Annotated in this window: 22 protein-coding genes and 1 tRNA gene; 2 read left to right on the forward strand and 21 right to left on the reverse strand. The window is 48.7% G+C overall.

What is annotated here, in order from left to right; genetic code table 11:
- Positions 1-74 precede the first annotated feature (74 nt).
- Positions 75-323, reverse strand: coding sequence for a hypothetical protein (locus PHH59_RS15955; RefSeq protein WP_300018534.1), 249 nt, complete (start codon positions 321-323; stop codon positions 75-77).
- 298 nt (positions 324-621) lie between these two features.
- Here PHH59_RS15955 and PHH59_RS15960 point away from each other — a divergent pair, with 298 nt between their 5' ends.
- Together PHH59_RS15960 and PHH59_RS15965 are read left to right on the forward strand one after the other, a co-directional pair.
- Positions 622-1,737: an ISAs1 family transposase gene (locus PHH59_RS15960; RefSeq protein WP_300018537.1), complete on the forward strand. Its 1,116-nt coding sequence runs from the start codon at positions 622-624 to the stop codon at positions 1,735-1,737.
- 146 nt (positions 1,738-1,883) lie between these two features.
- Positions 1,884-2,261, forward strand: a complete 378-nt coding sequence (locus PHH59_RS15965; protein ID WP_300018540.1) for a hypothetical protein — start codon at positions 1,884-1,886, stop codon at positions 2,259-2,261.
- 47 nt (positions 2,262-2,308) lie between these two features.
- Here PHH59_RS15965 and PHH59_RS15970 read toward each other — a convergent pair whose 3' ends face one another.
- The 20 genes from PHH59_RS15970 to PHH59_RS16065 form a co-directional block, all read right to left on the reverse strand.
- Complete coding sequence (locus PHH59_RS15970; RefSeq protein ID WP_300018591.1) at positions 2,309-3,025, reverse strand: IS1 family transposase; 717 nt, start codon at positions 3,023-3,025, stop codon at positions 2,309-2,311.
- A gap of 303 nt (positions 3,026-3,328) precedes the next feature.
- Positions 3,329-6,367: a DEAD/DEAH box helicase family protein gene (locus tag PHH59_RS15975; protein ID WP_300018543.1), complete on the reverse strand. Its 3,039-nt coding sequence runs from the start codon at positions 6,365-6,367 to the stop codon at positions 3,329-3,331.
- 9 nt (positions 6,368-6,376) lie between these two features.
- The gene (locus tag PHH59_RS15980) at positions 6,377-6,646 is read right to left on the reverse strand and encodes a hypothetical protein (RefSeq protein WP_300018546.1); all 270 of its coding nucleotides are present in this window, start codon (positions 6,644-6,646) and stop codon (positions 6,377-6,379) included.
- Positions 6,643-6,861, reverse strand: a complete 219-nt coding sequence (locus PHH59_RS15985) for a hypothetical protein (RefSeq protein WP_300018549.1) — start codon at positions 6,859-6,861, stop codon at positions 6,643-6,645. The genes PHH59_RS15980 and PHH59_RS15985 overlap by 4 nt, the downstream gene beginning before the upstream one ends.
- A gap of 23 nt (positions 6,862-6,884) precedes the next feature.
- Positions 6,885-7,064, reverse strand: coding sequence for a hypothetical protein (locus PHH59_RS15990; protein WP_300018552.1), 180 nt, complete (start codon positions 7,062-7,064; stop codon positions 6,885-6,887).
- 12 nt (positions 7,065-7,076) lie between these two features.
- Positions 7,077-9,146: a site-specific DNA-methyltransferase gene (locus PHH59_RS15995; protein ID WP_300018555.1), complete on the reverse strand. Its 2,070-nt coding sequence runs from the start codon at positions 9,144-9,146 to the stop codon at positions 7,077-7,079.
- A 15-nt stretch (positions 9,147-9,161) separates the two neighbouring features.
- Positions 9,162-9,317 carry a type II toxin-antitoxin system HicB family antitoxin gene (locus tag PHH59_RS16000; protein WP_366145494.1) on the reverse strand — a complete coding sequence of 52 codons (156 nt, stop codon included), beginning with the start codon at positions 9,315-9,317 and terminating at the stop codon, positions 9,162-9,164.
- 46 nt (positions 9,318-9,363) lie between these two features.
- A complete protein-coding gene (locus PHH59_RS16005; protein ID WP_300018558.1) occupies positions 9,364-9,579 on the reverse strand; it encodes a hypothetical protein in 216 nt (71 codons plus the stop codon).
- Positions 9,580-9,622: 43 nt separating this feature from the next.
- Positions 9,623-10,027, reverse strand: coding sequence for a PIN domain-containing protein (locus PHH59_RS16010; RefSeq protein ID WP_300018561.1), 405 nt, complete (start codon positions 10,025-10,027; stop codon positions 9,623-9,625).
- Complete coding sequence (locus tag PHH59_RS16015) at positions 10,024-10,254, reverse strand: hypothetical protein (RefSeq protein ID WP_300018564.1); 231 nt, start codon at positions 10,252-10,254, stop codon at positions 10,024-10,026. The genes PHH59_RS16010 and PHH59_RS16015 overlap by 4 nt, the downstream gene beginning before the upstream one ends.
- Before the next feature lie 60 nt (positions 10,255-10,314).
- On the reverse strand, positions 10,315-10,803 hold the full coding sequence (locus tag PHH59_RS16020; RefSeq protein WP_366905199.1) for a DUF4391 domain-containing protein: 489 nt from the start codon (positions 10,801-10,803) through the stop codon (positions 10,315-10,317).
- Positions 10,804-10,939: 136 nt separating this feature from the next.
- Positions 10,940-11,254, reverse strand: a complete 315-nt coding sequence (locus tag PHH59_RS16025) for a tyrosine-type recombinase/integrase (protein WP_300018567.1) — start codon at positions 11,252-11,254, stop codon at positions 10,940-10,942.
- Complete coding sequence (locus tag PHH59_RS16030) at positions 11,238-11,657, reverse strand: hypothetical protein (protein ID WP_300018570.1); 420 nt, start codon at positions 11,655-11,657, stop codon at positions 11,238-11,240. Before PHH59_RS16030 ends, PHH59_RS16025 begins: the two co-directional genes overlap by 17 nt.
- Positions 11,658-11,953: 296 nt before the next feature.
- Positions 11,954-12,029, reverse strand: a tRNA-Lys gene (locus tag PHH59_RS16035).
- Between the two features lie 48 nt (positions 12,030-12,077).
- Positions 12,078-12,749, reverse strand: coding sequence for a 7-cyano-7-deazaguanine synthase QueC (queC, locus tag PHH59_RS16040; RefSeq protein WP_300018573.1), 672 nt, complete (start codon positions 12,747-12,749; stop codon positions 12,078-12,080).
- 6 nt (positions 12,750-12,755) lie between these two features.
- Entirely contained in the window at positions 12,756-13,397 is a 642-nt protein-coding gene (gene queE / locus PHH59_RS16045; RefSeq protein ID WP_300018576.1) for a 7-carboxy-7-deazaguanine synthase QueE, read from the reverse strand.
- 2 nt (positions 13,398-13,399) lie between these two features.
- Positions 13,400-14,281 (reverse strand): tol-pal system protein YbgF, encoded by an 882-nt coding sequence (ybgF, locus tag PHH59_RS16050; RefSeq protein ID WP_300018579.1) that lies wholly within the window; start codon positions 14,279-14,281, stop codon positions 13,400-13,402.
- Entirely contained in the window at positions 14,282-14,869 is a 588-nt protein-coding gene (gene pal, locus PHH59_RS16055) for a peptidoglycan-associated lipoprotein Pal (RefSeq protein ID WP_300018582.1), read from the reverse strand.
- Positions 14,870-14,920: 51 nt separating this feature from the next.
- The gene (gene tolB / locus PHH59_RS16060; RefSeq protein WP_300018585.1) at positions 14,921-16,186 is read right to left on the reverse strand and encodes a Tol-Pal system beta propeller repeat protein TolB; all 1,266 of its coding nucleotides are present in this window, start codon (positions 16,184-16,186) and stop codon (positions 14,921-14,923) included.
- A 51-nt stretch (positions 16,187-16,237) separates the two neighbouring features.
- On the reverse strand, positions 16,238-17,220 hold a 983-nt coding region (locus tag PHH59_RS16065; RefSeq protein ID WP_300018588.1), incomplete at its 5' end, for a cell envelope integrity protein TolA.

The raw sequence follows: 17,220 nt of genomic DNA on the forward strand, positions 1-17,220 counted from the left end.
CAAGGTTTCACGCAAACCGGCCACAATCGCCCCGGCAACCGCTCTGTCCATAGACCCCCTTGAGGGGCGTTGCCCTACCTCTGTCCATAGACCCCCCTTGTGGTGGCATCCTTGCAGTCGTCTTCCAGCTCCGTTAGGGTGGTGTTTAAGGTATGGGCGCGATGTGAGCGGTCTTCGGTGTCCTCGCGCTGTTGCCATTTCCTCGCCGTGCTACGGCTAATGTTGTACCGCCCGGCCAGTTTCCGGTCTGACAGTGCCGAATCCTTGATTTCTTGGCGGATTACGGGCGTTGTCCTTGCTTGGGAATGGATGTGGTGGCCCATGTGCTTGTTTCCTGTTTAGCAGTCTGATAATGTTCTTGTAAATACGCTTTTGCCCGGAACAACGGCCAGCTACGGATGGGTATATGATCGTGCGGAACTATACACTTGCTTTATGTCACATAAAACCTATGTCAACCCGGACGTGTCGCGTTCCGGCTTGGCGCGATGCCTTAAGCGGCATACCCTCTGGGGCACAAGTGGCATCTCCAAGCTGAAAGATGTCCTGCCATAAGTCATCAGGGCAAGCGCATAAAAATGGGCATAAAAATGAGATACTAAGACTTTTGGGAAGCAGCAGTTGGCATTAAGTTTACAAGAAGCTTTTTCATCGATGAAAGCCCCCCGGATAGACCGGCATAAAAGGCATAAACTGATCGACATTATCGTTTTGACTATTTGCGCGGTCATCGGCGGGGCGGAAGGTTGGGAAGCCATTGAACAGTTTGGGAAAGGAAAACGGGATTGGCCGGGCAAATGGCTTGTATTGGAAAATGGCGTCCCTTCGCATGACTGCATAGCTCGGGTGATTGCCCGCCTCGACCCTGCCCAAATGACCCAATGCTTTATGGCCCGGGTGCGGAGTGTCAGCGAACTGGCCCCGGGTGAAGCCGTGGCCATTGATGGCAAGACCGCCCGCCATTCTTACAACGGCAAGGAGAAGCTCGGGGCGATCCACAGGGTGGGTGCGTGGGCGAACCAAGCGGGCATGTCGTTGGGCCAGGTCAAGACCGATGCGAAGTCCAACGAGATTACCGCAATGCCGACTTTGCTGGAGATGCTTGAAGTTGAAGGCTGCATAATCACGATTGACGCGATGGGCTGCCAAACTGGGATTGCGGCAAAAATCGTTGCAAAACAAGCCGATTACGTCCTGGCGGTAAAGGACAACCAAGCCCTTTTGCATGAGGCCATCATCGATTATTTCGACGTGGCGATAGCCGCCAATAAGCCGGGTTTCTGCCAGTTACAAACCCATGAAGACACCGGCTCCGGGCATGGCCGCATAGAGACGCGGCGGTGCTATTTGTCCACCTGCCTGGATACACTGCCCGATGCCGCTCGTTGGCGAGGGCTGAAGGGCGTTGGCATGGTTGAGAGTGGGCGGCTCGTCAACGGCAAAGTGGCTATTGAACGGCGGCACTACATCTGCCCTTTGGCGGACGTAAAGCCATTTGCCCAAGCGGCACGGGCACATTGGGGTGTCGAAAACTCATTGCATTGGGTGCTAGATGTGACGTTTAGGGAAGATGACCCCCGCATCCGTAAAGGCTATGCACCTGAAAACTTTAATATTGTTCGTCAACTTTCTATCAATCTGCTGAAAAATGAGCCTTCTAAGCTGGGTGTCAAAAGAAAACGGTTTATGTCTGCCTTAAGCGACCAATTCAGGGAGAATGTGATTTTTTCTAGCTGACATTTTTATGCGCTTGCCCTGCATAAGTCATAAGTATCTACACAAGTTTCCAAAAGAAATGGCATGATGGGGAATGATTTTAAAAAACACTGGCGGGAGTAGACCCACGCCTCATCAAGCGCCATCAGCAATTGGTGCTTGAACAGATGAATTCAAGCGAACCGCTAGGCGCAGGATTAAAGGCATTGCCAGACAAAACCGGCAGCTTCGCCAGCACGCAGGCGGCTTGGCGGTTCTACGCGAACGAGTCGGTCAGCCTGCCGATACTCCAGGAGCCACTGACGGCGGCGGCACATGAGGGTATCGAAAAGCATTGCAGCCAGTACGCCTTATGTGTGCATACCCTCAAGGGCATAAATGACTGGTCGCGGCTAAGCTATAAGCACCTTAACAAAACCGACACTTACGCCACTAGCGCCCCGTGTGGGTGTCACGCACGAAACGGATGTGGGTTACGACCTGCAATCCAGCTTGATCGTCATGATTGCTTACGGAATACTTTACGCCAAAAAACGCAACGCTGACGGAATAGTTGGACGCTATTTGGTAGTCCCGCAATCGGAATGATTTGTTAAAAGTCAAGTCTGGATAAATTGTAGTGATGGACAAAAAACCAGATGGCACCGATGTGGTTGGCCAGTTTTTTGGAAAATGCCAGTGAATCCCTGACCAGACGCGAGACCCTGTGGCGGAGGGTGTTGTTGAAGCGCTCGATGTGGTTGGTGAAACCACTGTCTTTGCCAGCCGCGACGTGGCGGTCTTCCGGGAAGACCAGGCGGTAGGCCTCCCAGTAGTCGGTGTAGCAGACAGCCGATTCCCGGTAGGCTTCAGGCAGCGAGTCCCATAAGGCTTGGGCGCCCGCCCGGCTGCGGTCGCCGACATGCACGCCGATGATGGCGCGGGTTTTCCTGTCCAAAGCCAGCCAGACCCATTGTTTGTTGCCTTTGTTGCCGACGAACGACCACAGTTCGTCACATTCCAGGCATAAGGCCGTCCTTCGGTTTGGCTTCGCCTCCACCCGGCGGGGCACCCGCGCATAAAGCCGGTTCACGTAGTTTTGTAGCCACCGCTCGGAAACCCCGACAACACGGGCTATACCCGCCAAGGGGATGCGCTCAAGCAACAGGCGGCCGATTAGACTTTTTTGTCCCAGGCCCACACGCTGTTTCTTGGGGTTCTGGACAAACTGGCGGCCACAGGTTTGGCAACGGTATTTCTGGCAGTCTGTTTTGGGATGGCGGCCGTTTTTGACAAGGGAGCTGGCGTGGCAGTGCGGGCAGTAGTTCATCGGGGCAAAAAGTAGCAATTTTAGACCGTTTGGCTCTCCTTTTGTAGGCCCTGCTTTAACCGCTTGCTTTTTTGCAAATCATTCCGATTGCAGGACTACCACCTAAAAAATAGTGAATTTTCTACTAATAAAGGAAAGCCATTGTTTTTCATAAGAAATTTATTTGATCTTTTTGAAGCAACTTGGTTTTTTCTGGCAAACAAATTGAAATCCCCCTAATAAATACAGTGCCTCATGCCCCCCGAAAACATCAGATCCAACAACTCCCCTTGCTGTTTTAAGCAGTTGTGTTAAGCCATAACTTCAACTTGCCACCAATTCCATCAGCTTCCCGTAGCTATCCACCACGTCATACTTTACTTTGTCGGTGGTTATTTTCTCATTTAGCCCAATAAAGAACTTACGGGCGCATTCGATCTTGGCTTTTTCAATAGCCCTTAACTCCATTGAAGACATCGAGCCTTTAGTTTCGGCGATAAAGTAGATGTGCTTGACCGTGCCTTCTTTGAAGGAAATTGCCCAATCAGGGTTGTAATTTCCTACGGGTGTCGGAATAAAAAAGCCCTTCGGCAACTTCCCATAAACCACCACTTCTTGGCAGGTGTCGAGTTCGGTGACAAAATCCCGTTCGATTTTAGAGTCGGTAAACACATAGTCGTAAATATGCCGATTCAGTTTTTCTCCTGCCTTACTGAAATCCATTTTTGGCTTTTCTTGGGTAAAAATATCCATATCATAGCTTTCGGCAATCGAGTCATAAGCCAAGTGTTCAACAATAGCCGTGGCCTTTTGCTCATTAATTAACCGTGAGGCTTGGGCAATAAAATCTTCGGGATTGGTTTTGTACTGGCTGAAAATATCTAGCCTGATGCCCTGTAAAATGCTGACGATGGTTTGACGGGTCAGTTGGGTGGCTTCCGCCAATTTACCGACAAGATCGTATTTCACCGCTGAATGGGCAGAATATTTATTGGACTCCGTGCTTGTCTCCATCACTTTAAATGATTCGCCTTTTTTGACCGCGCCATAAGTGGCATCGGCAATTTGTTCGCCGCGTTTGATAGTGTATTGCAACGGGCTGACTGACAATGCCTTGTCCAGCTCCAACACGCACAGCTTGACCAGTTCTGGTGTTTCAAAATTGACGGTGTATGCGGCTTTTTTATTGATGCGGTTCCAAAGTTCCTTAAACTCTTGCTTATCAAAATTGGCGTTGAGCGGATTTATTTTGGCCTTGCGTCCATCATCAATAGGCGGCAATTGGGAATCGCTGAAGACGCTATCAATCAGTTGGAACACTTGCTCGGCATGGATCGCCAAATCAGGCGGCAAATCGGCAAGCAATCCTGCTTTTCTGGCGGTGTGATAGGTTTGCGTAATCTTGTCACCATCATCGGTGTAGTCATTTTTGGCAAGATAACGGTAGATCGACTTGGCAAGTTGCGGTGTGACCTCGAAATCCCCCTCCGCTGTTTTCAGCACTTTGCCCGTAAAGTATTTTTCATCGGCGATACGCGGACGCGCGGACAAGGACTCGCCAATATCTTTTTGCAAAGCCGTGACAAAATCCGTATAACTTTCGCTGGTGACCACCGTCAGGACATTCACATCATGTACGGTGGCGGGGTTGTCCATGCGGTCGCCGGATTGGTTGACCGACAAACGCATACCGCGCCCAACTTCCTGACGGCGGGAAATACTGTTGTCGCTGTGCTTGAGGGTGCAGATGGTAAACACATTGGGATTGTCCCAGCCTTCGCGTAAAGCCGAATGCGAAAAAATAAAACGTGTCGGCTCATCCATCGACAACAAACGTTCCTTGTCCTTTAAAATCAGATCGTAAGCATCGACATCATCGGTTTCGGTGGATTTTTTGCCCGTTATCGGATCGACTAAGCGTTTTGATTTCTTATCAATCGAAAAATAACCTTGATGGGTTCGTGCTGCGTCAATACCTCGCAAGTAAGCATTGTAAGGGCTATCATCAAGTGTCAGGATTTCGTTAAGCTGGCTGTTATACTCTTCTTCAAACAATTGCGCGTATTCGCCTGCCACCTCGCCCGTTTCATCGTACATCTTGTATTTGGCGACCGTGTCAATAAAGAACAAAGACAGCACTTTGATATTCTGATGAAACAATTCCTGCTCTTTTTCAAAATGGGCTTTGATGGCCTCACGGATTTGGATACGCCGCAACGCCGTTTCATTGACGTCGCCCGTCACCTCGCCCACCACCAGCTCCACACCATTGGTAAAGCTCAAGGTATGGGTGTTGGCATTAATGTCTGACACTACAAAATCTTGGTACTGATCCAAGCCACCGGAAAGATCAAATAAATTATCGCCTTTCGCTAACTTTCGCAGCACCCGCTTAATGCCGGATTGCTGTTTGATTTCCAGCTCAACACGGACAATCGGCGGCTTGCTGGTTGAAATCTCCACGCCACCCAAATACAGATAAGCATTCGTGCCGCTTAAACCTTTGACTGAAATGCCACGCACGGCAATTTTCTTCACCAGTTTCTGGTTATAAGCATCCAGCGCATCCAGACGATGGACTTTGTTATATTCGGTTTTATGCGTGGCGGAGTAACGCAAAATCATCAAGGGATTAAAATTCTTAAGCGACTCCAACGTTTTCGTCCCCTCCATTTTTTGCGGCTCGTCCAGAATCAAAATCGGGCGGTTGGCGGCAATCACATCAATGGGGCGGCGCGATTGGAAATCATCCAAGGCTTCATAAATGCGGCGGTTATCTTTACCCGTCGCATTAAACGCTTGCACATTAATGACCATGACATTAATGCCCGCATCGGAAGAAAAACTTTCAAGATTATGCAATTGCTTGGAGTTATAAATAAAAAAACGCACCTTTTTGCCGTAAGCTTCCAAAAAATGTTCGGCAGTGATGTCCAGTGACTTATACACGCCTTCACGGATGGCAATGCTGGGGACGACAATAATAAACTTGCTCCAGCCATAACGTTTGTTCAGCTCGAACACAGTTTTAATATAGCAATAGGTTTTGCCCGTGCCAGTTTCCATCTCCACATCTAGATTCACTTTGCAGCCCGTTTTCTTGTCTTCAACCAATGCTGTAGAAAATGGCAAGTTTTGGTGGTGTTGGATTTTGTGGATATTGTCCAGCACATTGACGGACTTGCTGAGTTCCTCATTCCTGAAACCGGAATAATCCAGCAAACTGGCCTGTGTTGTAGCGGCGGTCACGCCAGGATCAATGCCGTATTTAAAGCCGCTGCTAAATGGCTGCCCATTAAAACAGTCTACGACGGATTCCACGGCGTGGGTTTGGTAGGCTTGGTGTTTGAATTTGAGTTTCATTATGGTCTGCTACGGGAATTTTTTATAAAAGCCTTCTCTACTACCCACACGCAAAAACTCGATAACCTCGCCTTCGCAATAAATGCCTATCCGATAACGGTAATCGAATTTAATGCGGTAAAAATGGGGAAAGCCTGATAGTTCTTCCAAATCAGCCAAACAACGGAAGTCTTCAATCTGTTGCGCCTCCAGCAAAACCTGCTGGATTTTTGTCAAAATTCGTTTATCGGTGATTTTTTGTGTGTCTTTTACAAAGCGTTTGCTGATTTCAATTTTCATTGCGACAAGCTTTGTATAAATCCCTGTGCTTCTTGCCCGTTTAAAAATTGGTTTTCTTCTTTGGCCTGCTTACAGGCAAGCGCGAATGCCAAGTCTTCCAGCTCTTGCTGTTTTTTTTGCAAAAGCTCTTCCAGAAACGCCTGCTGGACTTCATTCGGCAAGGTTTCGTAGAGAGCGTACAGGCTATGGGCGGTGTTGGCTTGTTGTGGGTTCATCTGACATCTCCAAATTTATTCGGTTAAGCGTTAATATCCCATTGGGAAATGGCCAAAAAATCTTGTTGCCAAGATGATGATTTAGTTTTTTTTCTGTGTCTGAATTGTACAAATTCAACAAACTGCAACACCTCTTCTAAGTCTTCAACGGGCAGTTGTTGGGTTTTTTGATAAATCGCTTGCGCTATGTCTTGTTTTTGCATGGATTTTTACCTTTAAATGGTCTTAATTTCAGTCGTCGGCGACAGCAGTTTAAAAATCTGTCCGATGTTGATTTTAACGCTATCACTGGCAAAGCCGTCATCACGGAAGACCACGCGCAAGGGCTTGCGTAGGCTAAGTTCTTTGACAAAGGCTTCGGTAATTGCTCCCTGCATTACTCTAACTCCTGCATCCATGCAGTCGTCGTTGATGTCGGTTTCAAAACACGCGGCTAAGGCGTTGCCATCGACAAAGAAGACTGGGTAGTTTTTAAAGGATGAAGGCTGAGGGATGAAGGATGAATTTTCTGCCTCCACTTCATCCTTCAGCCTTCCACCTTCATCCTTAACAACAATGGTTTCTTGGCTGATCGGCAAGGTCAAATCCACGCCCCAAGCCAGCAAGACTTGGAACAACAAATCTTCGGCGCTACGGTCGGCTTTGATGTTATCGGTGAATTGCTCCAGATCGTTTTGGTTGAGCTGGTCGGGCGTGTAGTACACGTCTTTCATGTTGGAGCTGTCGATTTTCAGTACGCGAAAGCCAATATCCAGATTTTCAATGCCTGGCTTGTCGGCGTTGTCCTGTTTGATTTTCTGTCCGGCACGGCGGATGCGTTCTTTGCCGATTTCGGCAATGGTTGGGTAGCCTGCTTTAAAAGCTTCGGATTTTTGGTCGCAGGTTTCGGGTAGTTGCACCATGATGAATTTGCGTTTGCCGCCGTCTTCGGCATTAAGCTGCATGACTGCGTGGGCGGTTGTGGCTGAACCTGAGAAGAAATCAATTACAAATGAGTCTTTATATGACCCCATTAACAACAACTCACGGATCGTATCAACCGACTTTGGAGATTGGAAAATTTTATCTTTTGTTTCAAAAAGTTCATTGAAAGCTGATTGACCTTTTTCAGTGTGGAACTGCTTCTCTGTCCAGATTGATTTAACTTGTTTAGTAGCTTCACCATCCTCATCTTCGGCGTAATTTTTACGATAAATCTTCCAGTTACCTTTTACTTCTTTAGCAACAATTTCATCTAGCTGCTGAAGTGCCTTATCTTTCCCCCATGTCCAACATCCTTCGAAACCGTCATCCCAATTGGGAAATACAGGGATGAATCCTAATGCCTCCTCTAGCAACACTTCTCCCAAATTACTTACAAAGAAAGGGAAATATAAGTTTTTTCTATTATGCTTACCAAATTCGCGATGTGTATTACGCAACTCAAGTTCTCGATACCTTCCGCGTTTATCAAAAAGCTTATAATTTTTTTCAATTTCATAATTATCTTTCGGAATGTTGGTATCACCCTTGTTAAGTTGTTGCCTTGAATATCCAACCAGATATTCGTGACAGTTTGCCACAAACTTATCTTGCGAACGCCCTTTAGGATTACAGAGAAGTGTTATTTGAAAAAGTAAATTGTCTTTACCGAAAATCTCGTCTGAAAGCTTTCTGAGGTTAACTAATTCATTTTCGTCAATTGATGCAACAAGAATTCCTTTATCTGAAAGCAAATTCCACGCTAACCGTAAGCGTGAATACATCATACTCAACCAATCCGAATGAAACCTCCCGTTGCTATCGTTATTGGCAACCAAGCGGTTGCCGACTTCATCTTTCTGGTTTGAACGCTGCAAATAGCTGGCGGTGTCTTCGGCAAAATCATCTTCATAAATAAAATCATTGCCCGTGTTATAAGGCGGGTCGATGTAGATCATTTTCACCTTGCCCAAATAAGTTTCCTGCAACAGCTTGAGCGCGTCTAGGTTGTCGCCTTCAATGTACAGGTTTTGGGTGCTGTCAAAATCGACGCTTTCATCCCGGCACGGGCGCAAGGTTTTGGCTATCGGCGCATTGGCGGTGAGCAGGGCTTCGCGCTTGCCCGGCCAGTTGAGCTGGTAACGTTCTTGTGCGCCTTCGACAACGGAGGCGGACAGTTCTTGTTTAAGCAGGTCAAAATCAATCACTCGTTGCAAGCCGCCTTCACCATCGCGGATTTCGGTGACGCAGTTGGGGAAGAGTTCAGCCAGTTTAGTGATATTGGCTTCGGTAAGGTCGGGGCTATGCAGTTTGAGTTTGTCCATGATTTTTTAATTGAGTTAAGCGTACATCAGTTTGCCGCGTGGTTCAGGAATGTTGCGCCCTAGCATTTGTGCGGTTTCAAGCCATTCAGCAATGATTTTTTCAGCGTTTAAAACCGCTTCTGTATAGGTTTTACCATCCGCCATGCAACCTGCAAGCTGAGGCACTTCCACTAAAAATCAGTCATCGTCATGACCCCAGTAAATAATGAGTTCGTATTTATTCGTCAACATCTATTTCCCTATCGGTTTCATTTCTGTCGGGTAAGCTTAAATTGCCTAAGCCCTGCATATTTTCAAGCAACCAGTTTGTCAGGGTCTGTTTTTGGGGGATGTTACCGTGTTTTATTTTTAACAGCAGTTGATAAAGCAGTTCCAATATTTGCGGGTCTTCGACCGTATTAATTTCGTCTTTGAGTTGCTCTTTGGTGATCATGTTTTTTCCTGCGCTTATGCGTTGAATGTCAGCAAACTTTCAATTAGACAATGACTACATTAATTTCTTGAATAACCGAAAGTTTTTTATCCCCAGTCAGGAATTGATTGGCGTTTGCTGATAATGCACAAGCCAGTTGTAAAGCATCGGGAGTTCTTAATGATGACGGGTACTTGACCCGTAAATCAGTGGCAATATCCATCACGTCTGCGGTAAGTTCTATGATTTTCACATTTGGCAGACAAAAAAATCGCTTATAACTTTCCAGTAAATCAGTATTGTTTTCTTTCAGCGGAAATACCCGACATTCTAAAAAAGACAGTCTGGAAACCATTAGTTGGGTTTTGCTTGGTAGCGCTTGGGTGATTAATAGCCGCGTCTTTTGTCCTTGCTGCTGGTGCGATTCAAGCAAATAAATGATGCTGCAAGCGTCTAGGAATAAGGTCATGTTGGCTGCCATTCATCTCTTAATGCCTGAAAATGGTTGTTGATTTCGGCATCTGTGCGTTGACCGACGGGCAGGTTTTGGATGAACTCAAGTGCTTCGTTGGCTGGGTTATCTTTGGCGATCACGTCCGGTTTTGTTTCGAGAAATTCGACAAAATGCAGCACTTCAACGGCTTTGGCTGTAGGCATGGCTTTAACGTGTTGGTAGATGGTTTCAGCGATGTTCATGGTTAACTCCTGCCCTGTTGTTGATTTTTACCTTGTCACGATTGGAAACTCAAATCGGTTTTATAACAGCTCTGCCAGCTCTTGGTTCAGTTGGCGCAATTGTTTATTGAGTTCGACTTTGCGGTTAAATTGCTTTTCTTTCTGTAGCTTGGCTTCCATTTTACGGCATTCTTGTTGTTTACCGCGAATCTGCTGTAAACGTTCCACTTGGGACTTGAGCGTTTCGCCTGGTTTGGCTGGCAAGGGCAGCAGTTGCCTTAGTAGGTGTTCATAGAGTCCGGCTAAGTCTAGGGCGATGGGAAGCTCAGCGCGTTCTGTATTGTTGGTTTGCCAGTCGGTTTCAAAGTAAGCATCAAGCACCCATTTACCGCTATCGGCATCATTAGGGCGTTTGTAGGCGGCTTTCACTTTTATGCAGTCGTCAAAAATGAGTTGGTAAATGATCGGAAAAGGAATGGCGTGGTCGATGCAGCGCAAAACGTCTTCACTGAGTTCGGGCGTTGGTAGTCCTGCAATCGGAATGATTTGTAAAAAGTCAAGCCTACCGATTTATTGGGTCGAATGCCCGTACTTCAAGGCGTACAGTCATCGCAATATTTTATTGACAAATCTATTATTATTCCGATTGCAGGACTACCTGAAATTGAATGATCCTTGGAGAAACTCCTAGATTGGCTAAAACAGATTATAAGCTAAACGTCTGCGCCAATTCATTCACGATCTGGCGTTTTTGCTCGCGGCCTTGGTGGATGTAGCGCAAGGTGGTTTGGATGCTTTTATGCCCCGCCAGTTTGGCGATTTGGTTGATTTCCTTGCCTGAGTCGGACAGTGCCGAACAAAAGCCATGCCGTAGACAATGGAAGGTGAATTTTTCGACTTTGACGCTGCCGTCGGGGTTAAGGATGTCCTTTTCTGAAATGACCGCCGCCTTTAACGCCTTGCTCCAGGCTTTGCGGAAATCCATCGCTTGGTTGGGTTTTTCATCAGAGGGGAATATCAACCCTGTTGCCGATCTCAGGGAAGCGTTTTAATTCCGCCATCACCACGGGGGCAAAGTGTAAGGTACGGCTAGTGCCGTTCTTGCTGTCACCCAAATAGCCCGCGCTGTCCTTAAAGTCCACATCACACCAACGCAGTTTCAGCAATTCGCCTTTACGGATGGCAAACAAATCAACACCCAATTGCCTGAACAGTTCCTCCCCGCCCATGCGGTCAATGTCCGCCTCGGACAAGGCCAGCAATTGCGTTGGTGTCAGGTGGGGAATGGTTTTGATACCGTGTTCGATGGTATCCGCCCAAGATTGGGCAAGTGATAGGGTAGGGAAGGTTTTGTTTTTGGCAATGCCTTTCATACGGACATCCGCACGGAAGTTGCCGTTTGCTAAAGGACGGATATAAGCCATTAGGCAACCCTCCCAAAACCGATAGACGAATGACCAATGTTTAAAGCGGCAGATACGGCATCAAATAAAAATAATTTATTGCGGGAATTGTGGTCGGTTATTCGGCAAGGGTTGCCGGAAAAGACGGGGTAGATGTTAGCCAGAAATTGGCTAGGTTTGAAGAATCCTTGCAGGTTCATACGCCACCTCATTGAGCAAATAATGCAGAGTACGCTTAAATTTGCGCCTTGCTGCGGTTATGTTGCTTCAACTCGACGGGCAATCATGTTGAACTTCTTGATTTGACAAGGAAAAGATGGTGGGTCGCATGCGATTCGAACGCATGACCATCGCATTAAAAGTGCGGTGCTCTACCGGCTGAGCTAGCGACCCAACAAAGACCGCCTATTATAATGATGACGATAGGTTTTGCAATACTTTTTATTGATAATCGGTTGGATCGGTTATGCCTGCTTCTTGAAATCCTATTTTTCTTAATCGGCAGGCATCACAGATGCCACAGGCGCGGCCTTGCCGGTCGGCGCTGTAGCAGGAGACGGTGCGGCCGTAGTCGATACCTAATGCCGTGCCTTGTTTGATGATGTCGGCTTTGCTTAAGGCCATCAGCGGTGTGTGGATGGTGAAACGGCCGCCTTCCACTCCGGCTTTGGTGGCAATATTTGCCAATTGTTGGAAGGCGTTGATAAATTCCGGGCGGCAGTCGGGGTAGCCGGAATAATCGACGGCGTTGACTCCTATGAAAATGTCTTGGAGTTTGAGCACTTCGGCCCAGCCTAGGGCGAAGGCCAAAAAAATGGTGTTTCTCGCCGGGACATAAGTCACGGGGATGCCCGTTTGTAGCGTGTCAGGCACGGCGATGTGGTCATCGGTGAGTGCGGAGCCACCAATGGCATCCAAGCCCAAATTGATGATTTTATGGTCGATGACTTGGTAATCTTTGGCTATTTGGGCGGCGGCGACCAATTCGGCGTTGTGCCGTTGCCCGTAGTTGAAGCTTAGTGCGTAGCAACTAAAGCCTTGTTGTTGGGCGAGGGCGAGGGCGGTGATGGAGTCGAGTCCGCCTGAGAGCAGGACGATGGCGTGTTTTTGCATGGGTGTTTATTTACCTTGGGCGTCTTGCCAAAGCAGTTTATGGAGTTGGATTTGAAAACGCACGGGCAAGCGGTCACGGAGGATTTTTTCCGCCAGTTCCGTGGGATTTTGTTGTTCGGCTATCGGTGAAAAAAGGATTTGGCAATGTTGGGGCAAATCGTATTGCGTAAGGATGGCTTTTGACCATTCGTAGTCCGCATCATTGCCGATGACGAATTTGACTTGGTCTTGCGCTGTTAAATGGGCGATGTTGCTATACAGGTTTTTGTCCAATTCGCCGGAACTGGGGGTTTTTAAGTCCATGACTTTAATGATTCGTCCGTCAACGCCTGATACGTCCAGTGCGCCGCTGGTTTCCAGCGAGACGTGGTGGCCTTTATCTGCCAGGTGGTTTAATAGTTCGTGGCAAGCCGCTTGTGCCAAGGGTTCACCGCCTGTAACCGTGACGTAGCGGCAAGCGTATTGTTCCACTTCGCCAAGGATGTCGGCAATGGTCATTTTTTTGCCGCCTGTGAACGCATAAGCCGTGTCGCAGTAGACGCAACGCAATGGGCAGCCGGTGAGGCGGATAAACACCGTTGGCAAGCCTACGGTGTTGGCCTCACCTTGCAACGAGTGGAATATTTCGGTGATGCGTAGTGCAGCCACGGTTATTGGCTGATGTTAAGCAACAACAACTTTTTGGTGGCTGCGCGGGCGGCTGTGGTGTTGGGGAATTTTGTGTTCACTTGGGTGAAATAATCCCGCGCTTTGTCGACATTTTTCTGGTCCATTTCAATTTTGCCGAGCATCAGCAAGGCATCGGCTTGTTTGAGGCTGTTGGGATATTTGTCGAGGACGGTGTTGAACGCTTGCCGTGCCGAATCCGGGTCTTTGTTGACCAGATAGGCTTCCCCTAACCAATATTGGGCATTGCCCGCCAAGCCGCCGTTAGGATAGGTGTCCAGATAGTTTTTAAACGCGCTGATCGACTCGTCGGTGTGTCCATTTCTGAGGGCGAGATAAGCGGCTTTGTAATCTTGGTCTTCGGCTTCGGAGGCGGCTTTGGGCGCAGGTGCTGCTGTTGGTGCGGCAACGGCGGCAGGGGCAACGGCGTCAATCGGTGCGGAAGATTCGGCGGCTGGCATTGGAGCCGGTGAGGGATTGGCTGCTGGTTCGCCTGTGCTTGCGTCAACAGGAGGGGCGGTCGCGTCAGCGGGAGTAACACCCGTTTCGGTACCGCCAGGGCTTTTGCTTTCTAGGGTTTGTAAGCGTTCTTCAAGATCGCCGAGCCTGGATTTCTGCTGCTTTTTCAGTTCGGCAATCGTGTTGGCCTGTTCTTCGACTTTACCCGTAAGCTGCTGGATTTCAGTTTGCAATTGTTCCAGACGCCCCGTCATTTCCATTAGCGAGTTGGTCGATGGCGAAGAAGGGATGTTATTTGCCGGTATTGCCGATGGCGGATACGCGGAATTGTCGATAACTTCGGGCAAGGCGTAAACATTGGCGGCAAGCCCGCACGCGCTTAACAAAATAACGAGGCGATTGTTCATTTAGCGGCCCTGATAGTTAATTTCCACACGGCGGTTGAGTTCCCATGCCGATTCATCGTTACCGAAAGCGGCAGGTTTTTCTTCACCGTAGCTGACGATGCCGATTTGGCTGTCGGAAACACCTTGGATTTTCATGATACTGGCGACCGATTTAGCGCGTTGTTCACCTAGGGCGATATTGTATTCGCGTGAACCGCGTTCGTCGCCATGACCTTCCAGCGTGATGTGCTGGGATGGGTTTGCCAGCAAATATTGCGAATGGGCGGCGATGACCGGAACGAAATCTTGCTGGATTTGAAAACTATCGAGCATGAAGTAGATGGTGCGTTTGGACAGTGGATTGTTTGGATCGCTGAATTCGGGGCCTAAACTGCTGGCACCGTCGCCTGAGCCGTACATGCCTGAACCGCCCATTTCAGAACCATTGATACCGGTGCCGTTATTCAAGCCGTTGGTTGAGGCATCGCCTATGCCCGTACCGGCTTGGCTGCCATCGAGCAGGCTAGGGTCTTTGTCTTCGGTATCCGCACAGGCCGTCAAAAGCAGGGTGCTGATGGCCAATATTAAAACGCTGTTGTTCAATTTCATTGTCAATTTCCAGATTAAGTGATTAATTTGATAAAACCAGTGTGGTTAAAACTAGGGCGACCAAGCGGGTTCGCGGACTTCGCCGTTACTAAACATCAGTTTTTGCTGCATTTTACCATCGACCGAGACAGCCGATAAGAAGCCGGTCCCACCTTTTTTCGAGGCGTACAAAATCATGCTGCCGTTCGGAGCAAAACTGGGGGATTCGTCAGAAGGGCCAGAGGTCAGGACGCTGATGCCACGGCTGGCCATGTCCATAACGGCGATGCGGTAGTTGCCGCCATTGCCGTGGACCATCGCCAAGCTTCTGCCATCGGGCGAGAAGCTGGCGCGGGCGTTGTAATCGCCGGAGAAAGTGATGCGTTTTTCGTTGCCGCCTTGGCTTGATGCCATATAAAGTTGCGGTTTTCCGCCACGGTCAGACGTAAAGACAATCGCGCTGCCATCAGGCGACCAGACAGGTTCGGTGTCGATAGCGGTGCTTTTGGATAGCTTCAGTAATGACCGGGAGGCCAAATTCAAAATAAAAATGTCGGGGTTGCCGTCTTTGGATAAGGTCAATGCCAAGCGTGTACCGTCAGGTGACCAAGCAGGCGCACCGTTGATGCCTGGAAATTCGGCGACCCGCTCACGTTGTCCTGTCGCCAGTGTTTGGATGTAGATTGCCGCCGAGTGCCGTTCAAACGATACATAGGCAACCCGCTTGCCGTCAGGGGACCAGGCGGGCGACATCAATGGCTCTGGCGATGAAGCAATGGTTTGGGGGTTAAAGCCATCGACATCGGCAACTTGTAATTGGTGGTTTTGTCTGCCATTGCTGGTGATGTAGGCAATGCGCCCGCTAAACACACCTTTTTTGCCAGTCAGTTTTTCAAAAATCAAATCGCTGATGTGGTGCGCGGTACGGCGCAGGTCATTGGTTGACGAGGACATTTTATAACCCAGCAATTGCCCGCTTTTATTGACATCGAGCAATTGGAACTGCACATCGTATTGGCCGCCGTTGTTGTCCACCCTGCCAACGACCAAGTAATCTTGCACCAAGGTTTGCCATTCTTTGAAATTGACTTCCGACGCGCTGCTAGGCCGGCTTTGCATGGCTTGTTGCGCCATCATTTTGAAATAGCCGCTACGTTCGAGGTCGGCGTTGACAATTCCACTAATGTCTACAGGTACTGCGGTTGCCGCAAAAGGTACAACTGCTACTGGCATCGCGCTTTCGGTGCCGCCTGTTACTTCAATGGTGAGGGCGGCATAGCTATTTGGCAAACTCAAGGCGCACAACGTCACCATCACGATATTTCTTAAAAAAACCATAGGGTTGCCTCTATTTTTACAATCACGATTAGTCATGGATAAGGATGAAATTTATTTAAAATCAATGGTAAAGTGTCTAAAATAAGTAAAAAGTTTTGGGTCTTTGGGAACCTTAAGCATTCCAGACCGCTTGACTGCGTTAATCATGGAATTGTCAAACATTTCATCTCCACTACTAGAAGAGACATCTATATCCAAGACTTCGCCACTAGAACTTAGTCTTACTTCAACTTTTCCATGCAAACCTTGTGAATCAGGTGGTCGAATCCAGTTTCCTGTAACTTGCCGCTTTATCAGATCCTTATATCCTGAAATGTCTGATTCTGCTTTAGCCTTTTCAGCGGCCTTGGCTTTGGCGGCGGCTTCCGCTTTGGCCTTTTCAGCGGCCTCGGCCTTGGCTTTGGCTTTGGCGGCGGCTTCCGCCTTGGCCTTTTCAGCGGCCTCGGCTTTGGCTTTGGCGGCGGCTTCCGCCTTGGCCTTTTCAGCGGCCTCGGCCTTGGCTTTGGCGGCGGCTTCCGCCTTGGCCTTCTCGGTTTTTTCTGCCTTGGCCTTGTCAGCGGCTTCCGCTTTGGCTTTCTCAGCTTTTTCGGCCTTTGCCCTTTCAGCGGCTTCCGCCTTGGCCTTCTCGGTTTTTTCTGCCTTGGCCTTGTCAGCGGCTTCCGCTTTGGCTTTCTCAGCTTTTTCGGCCTTTGCCCTTTCAGCGGCTTCCGCCTTGGCTTTCTCAGCTTTTTCGGCCTTTGCTCTTTCAGCCGCTTCCGCTTTGGCTTGCTCGGCTTTTTCGGCCTTGGCTTTTTCAGCCGCTACCGCTTTGGCTTGCTCGGTTTTTTCGGCCTTGGCTTTTTCAGCCGCTACCGCTTTGGCTTGCTCGGCTTTTTCGGCTTTGGCTTTTTCAGCGGCTTCCGCTTTGGCTTGCTCGGCTTTTTCGGCCTTGGCTTTTTCAGCCGCTTCCGCTTTGGCTTGCTCGGCTTTTTCGGCCTTGGCTTTTTCAGCCGCTACCGCTTTGGCTTGCTCGGTTTTTTCTGCCTTGGCTTTTT

It is taken from the genome of Methylovulum sp., assembly GCF_028687615.1.
GTDB lineage: Bacteria > Pseudomonadota > Gammaproteobacteria > Methylococcales > Methylomonadaceae > Methylovulum.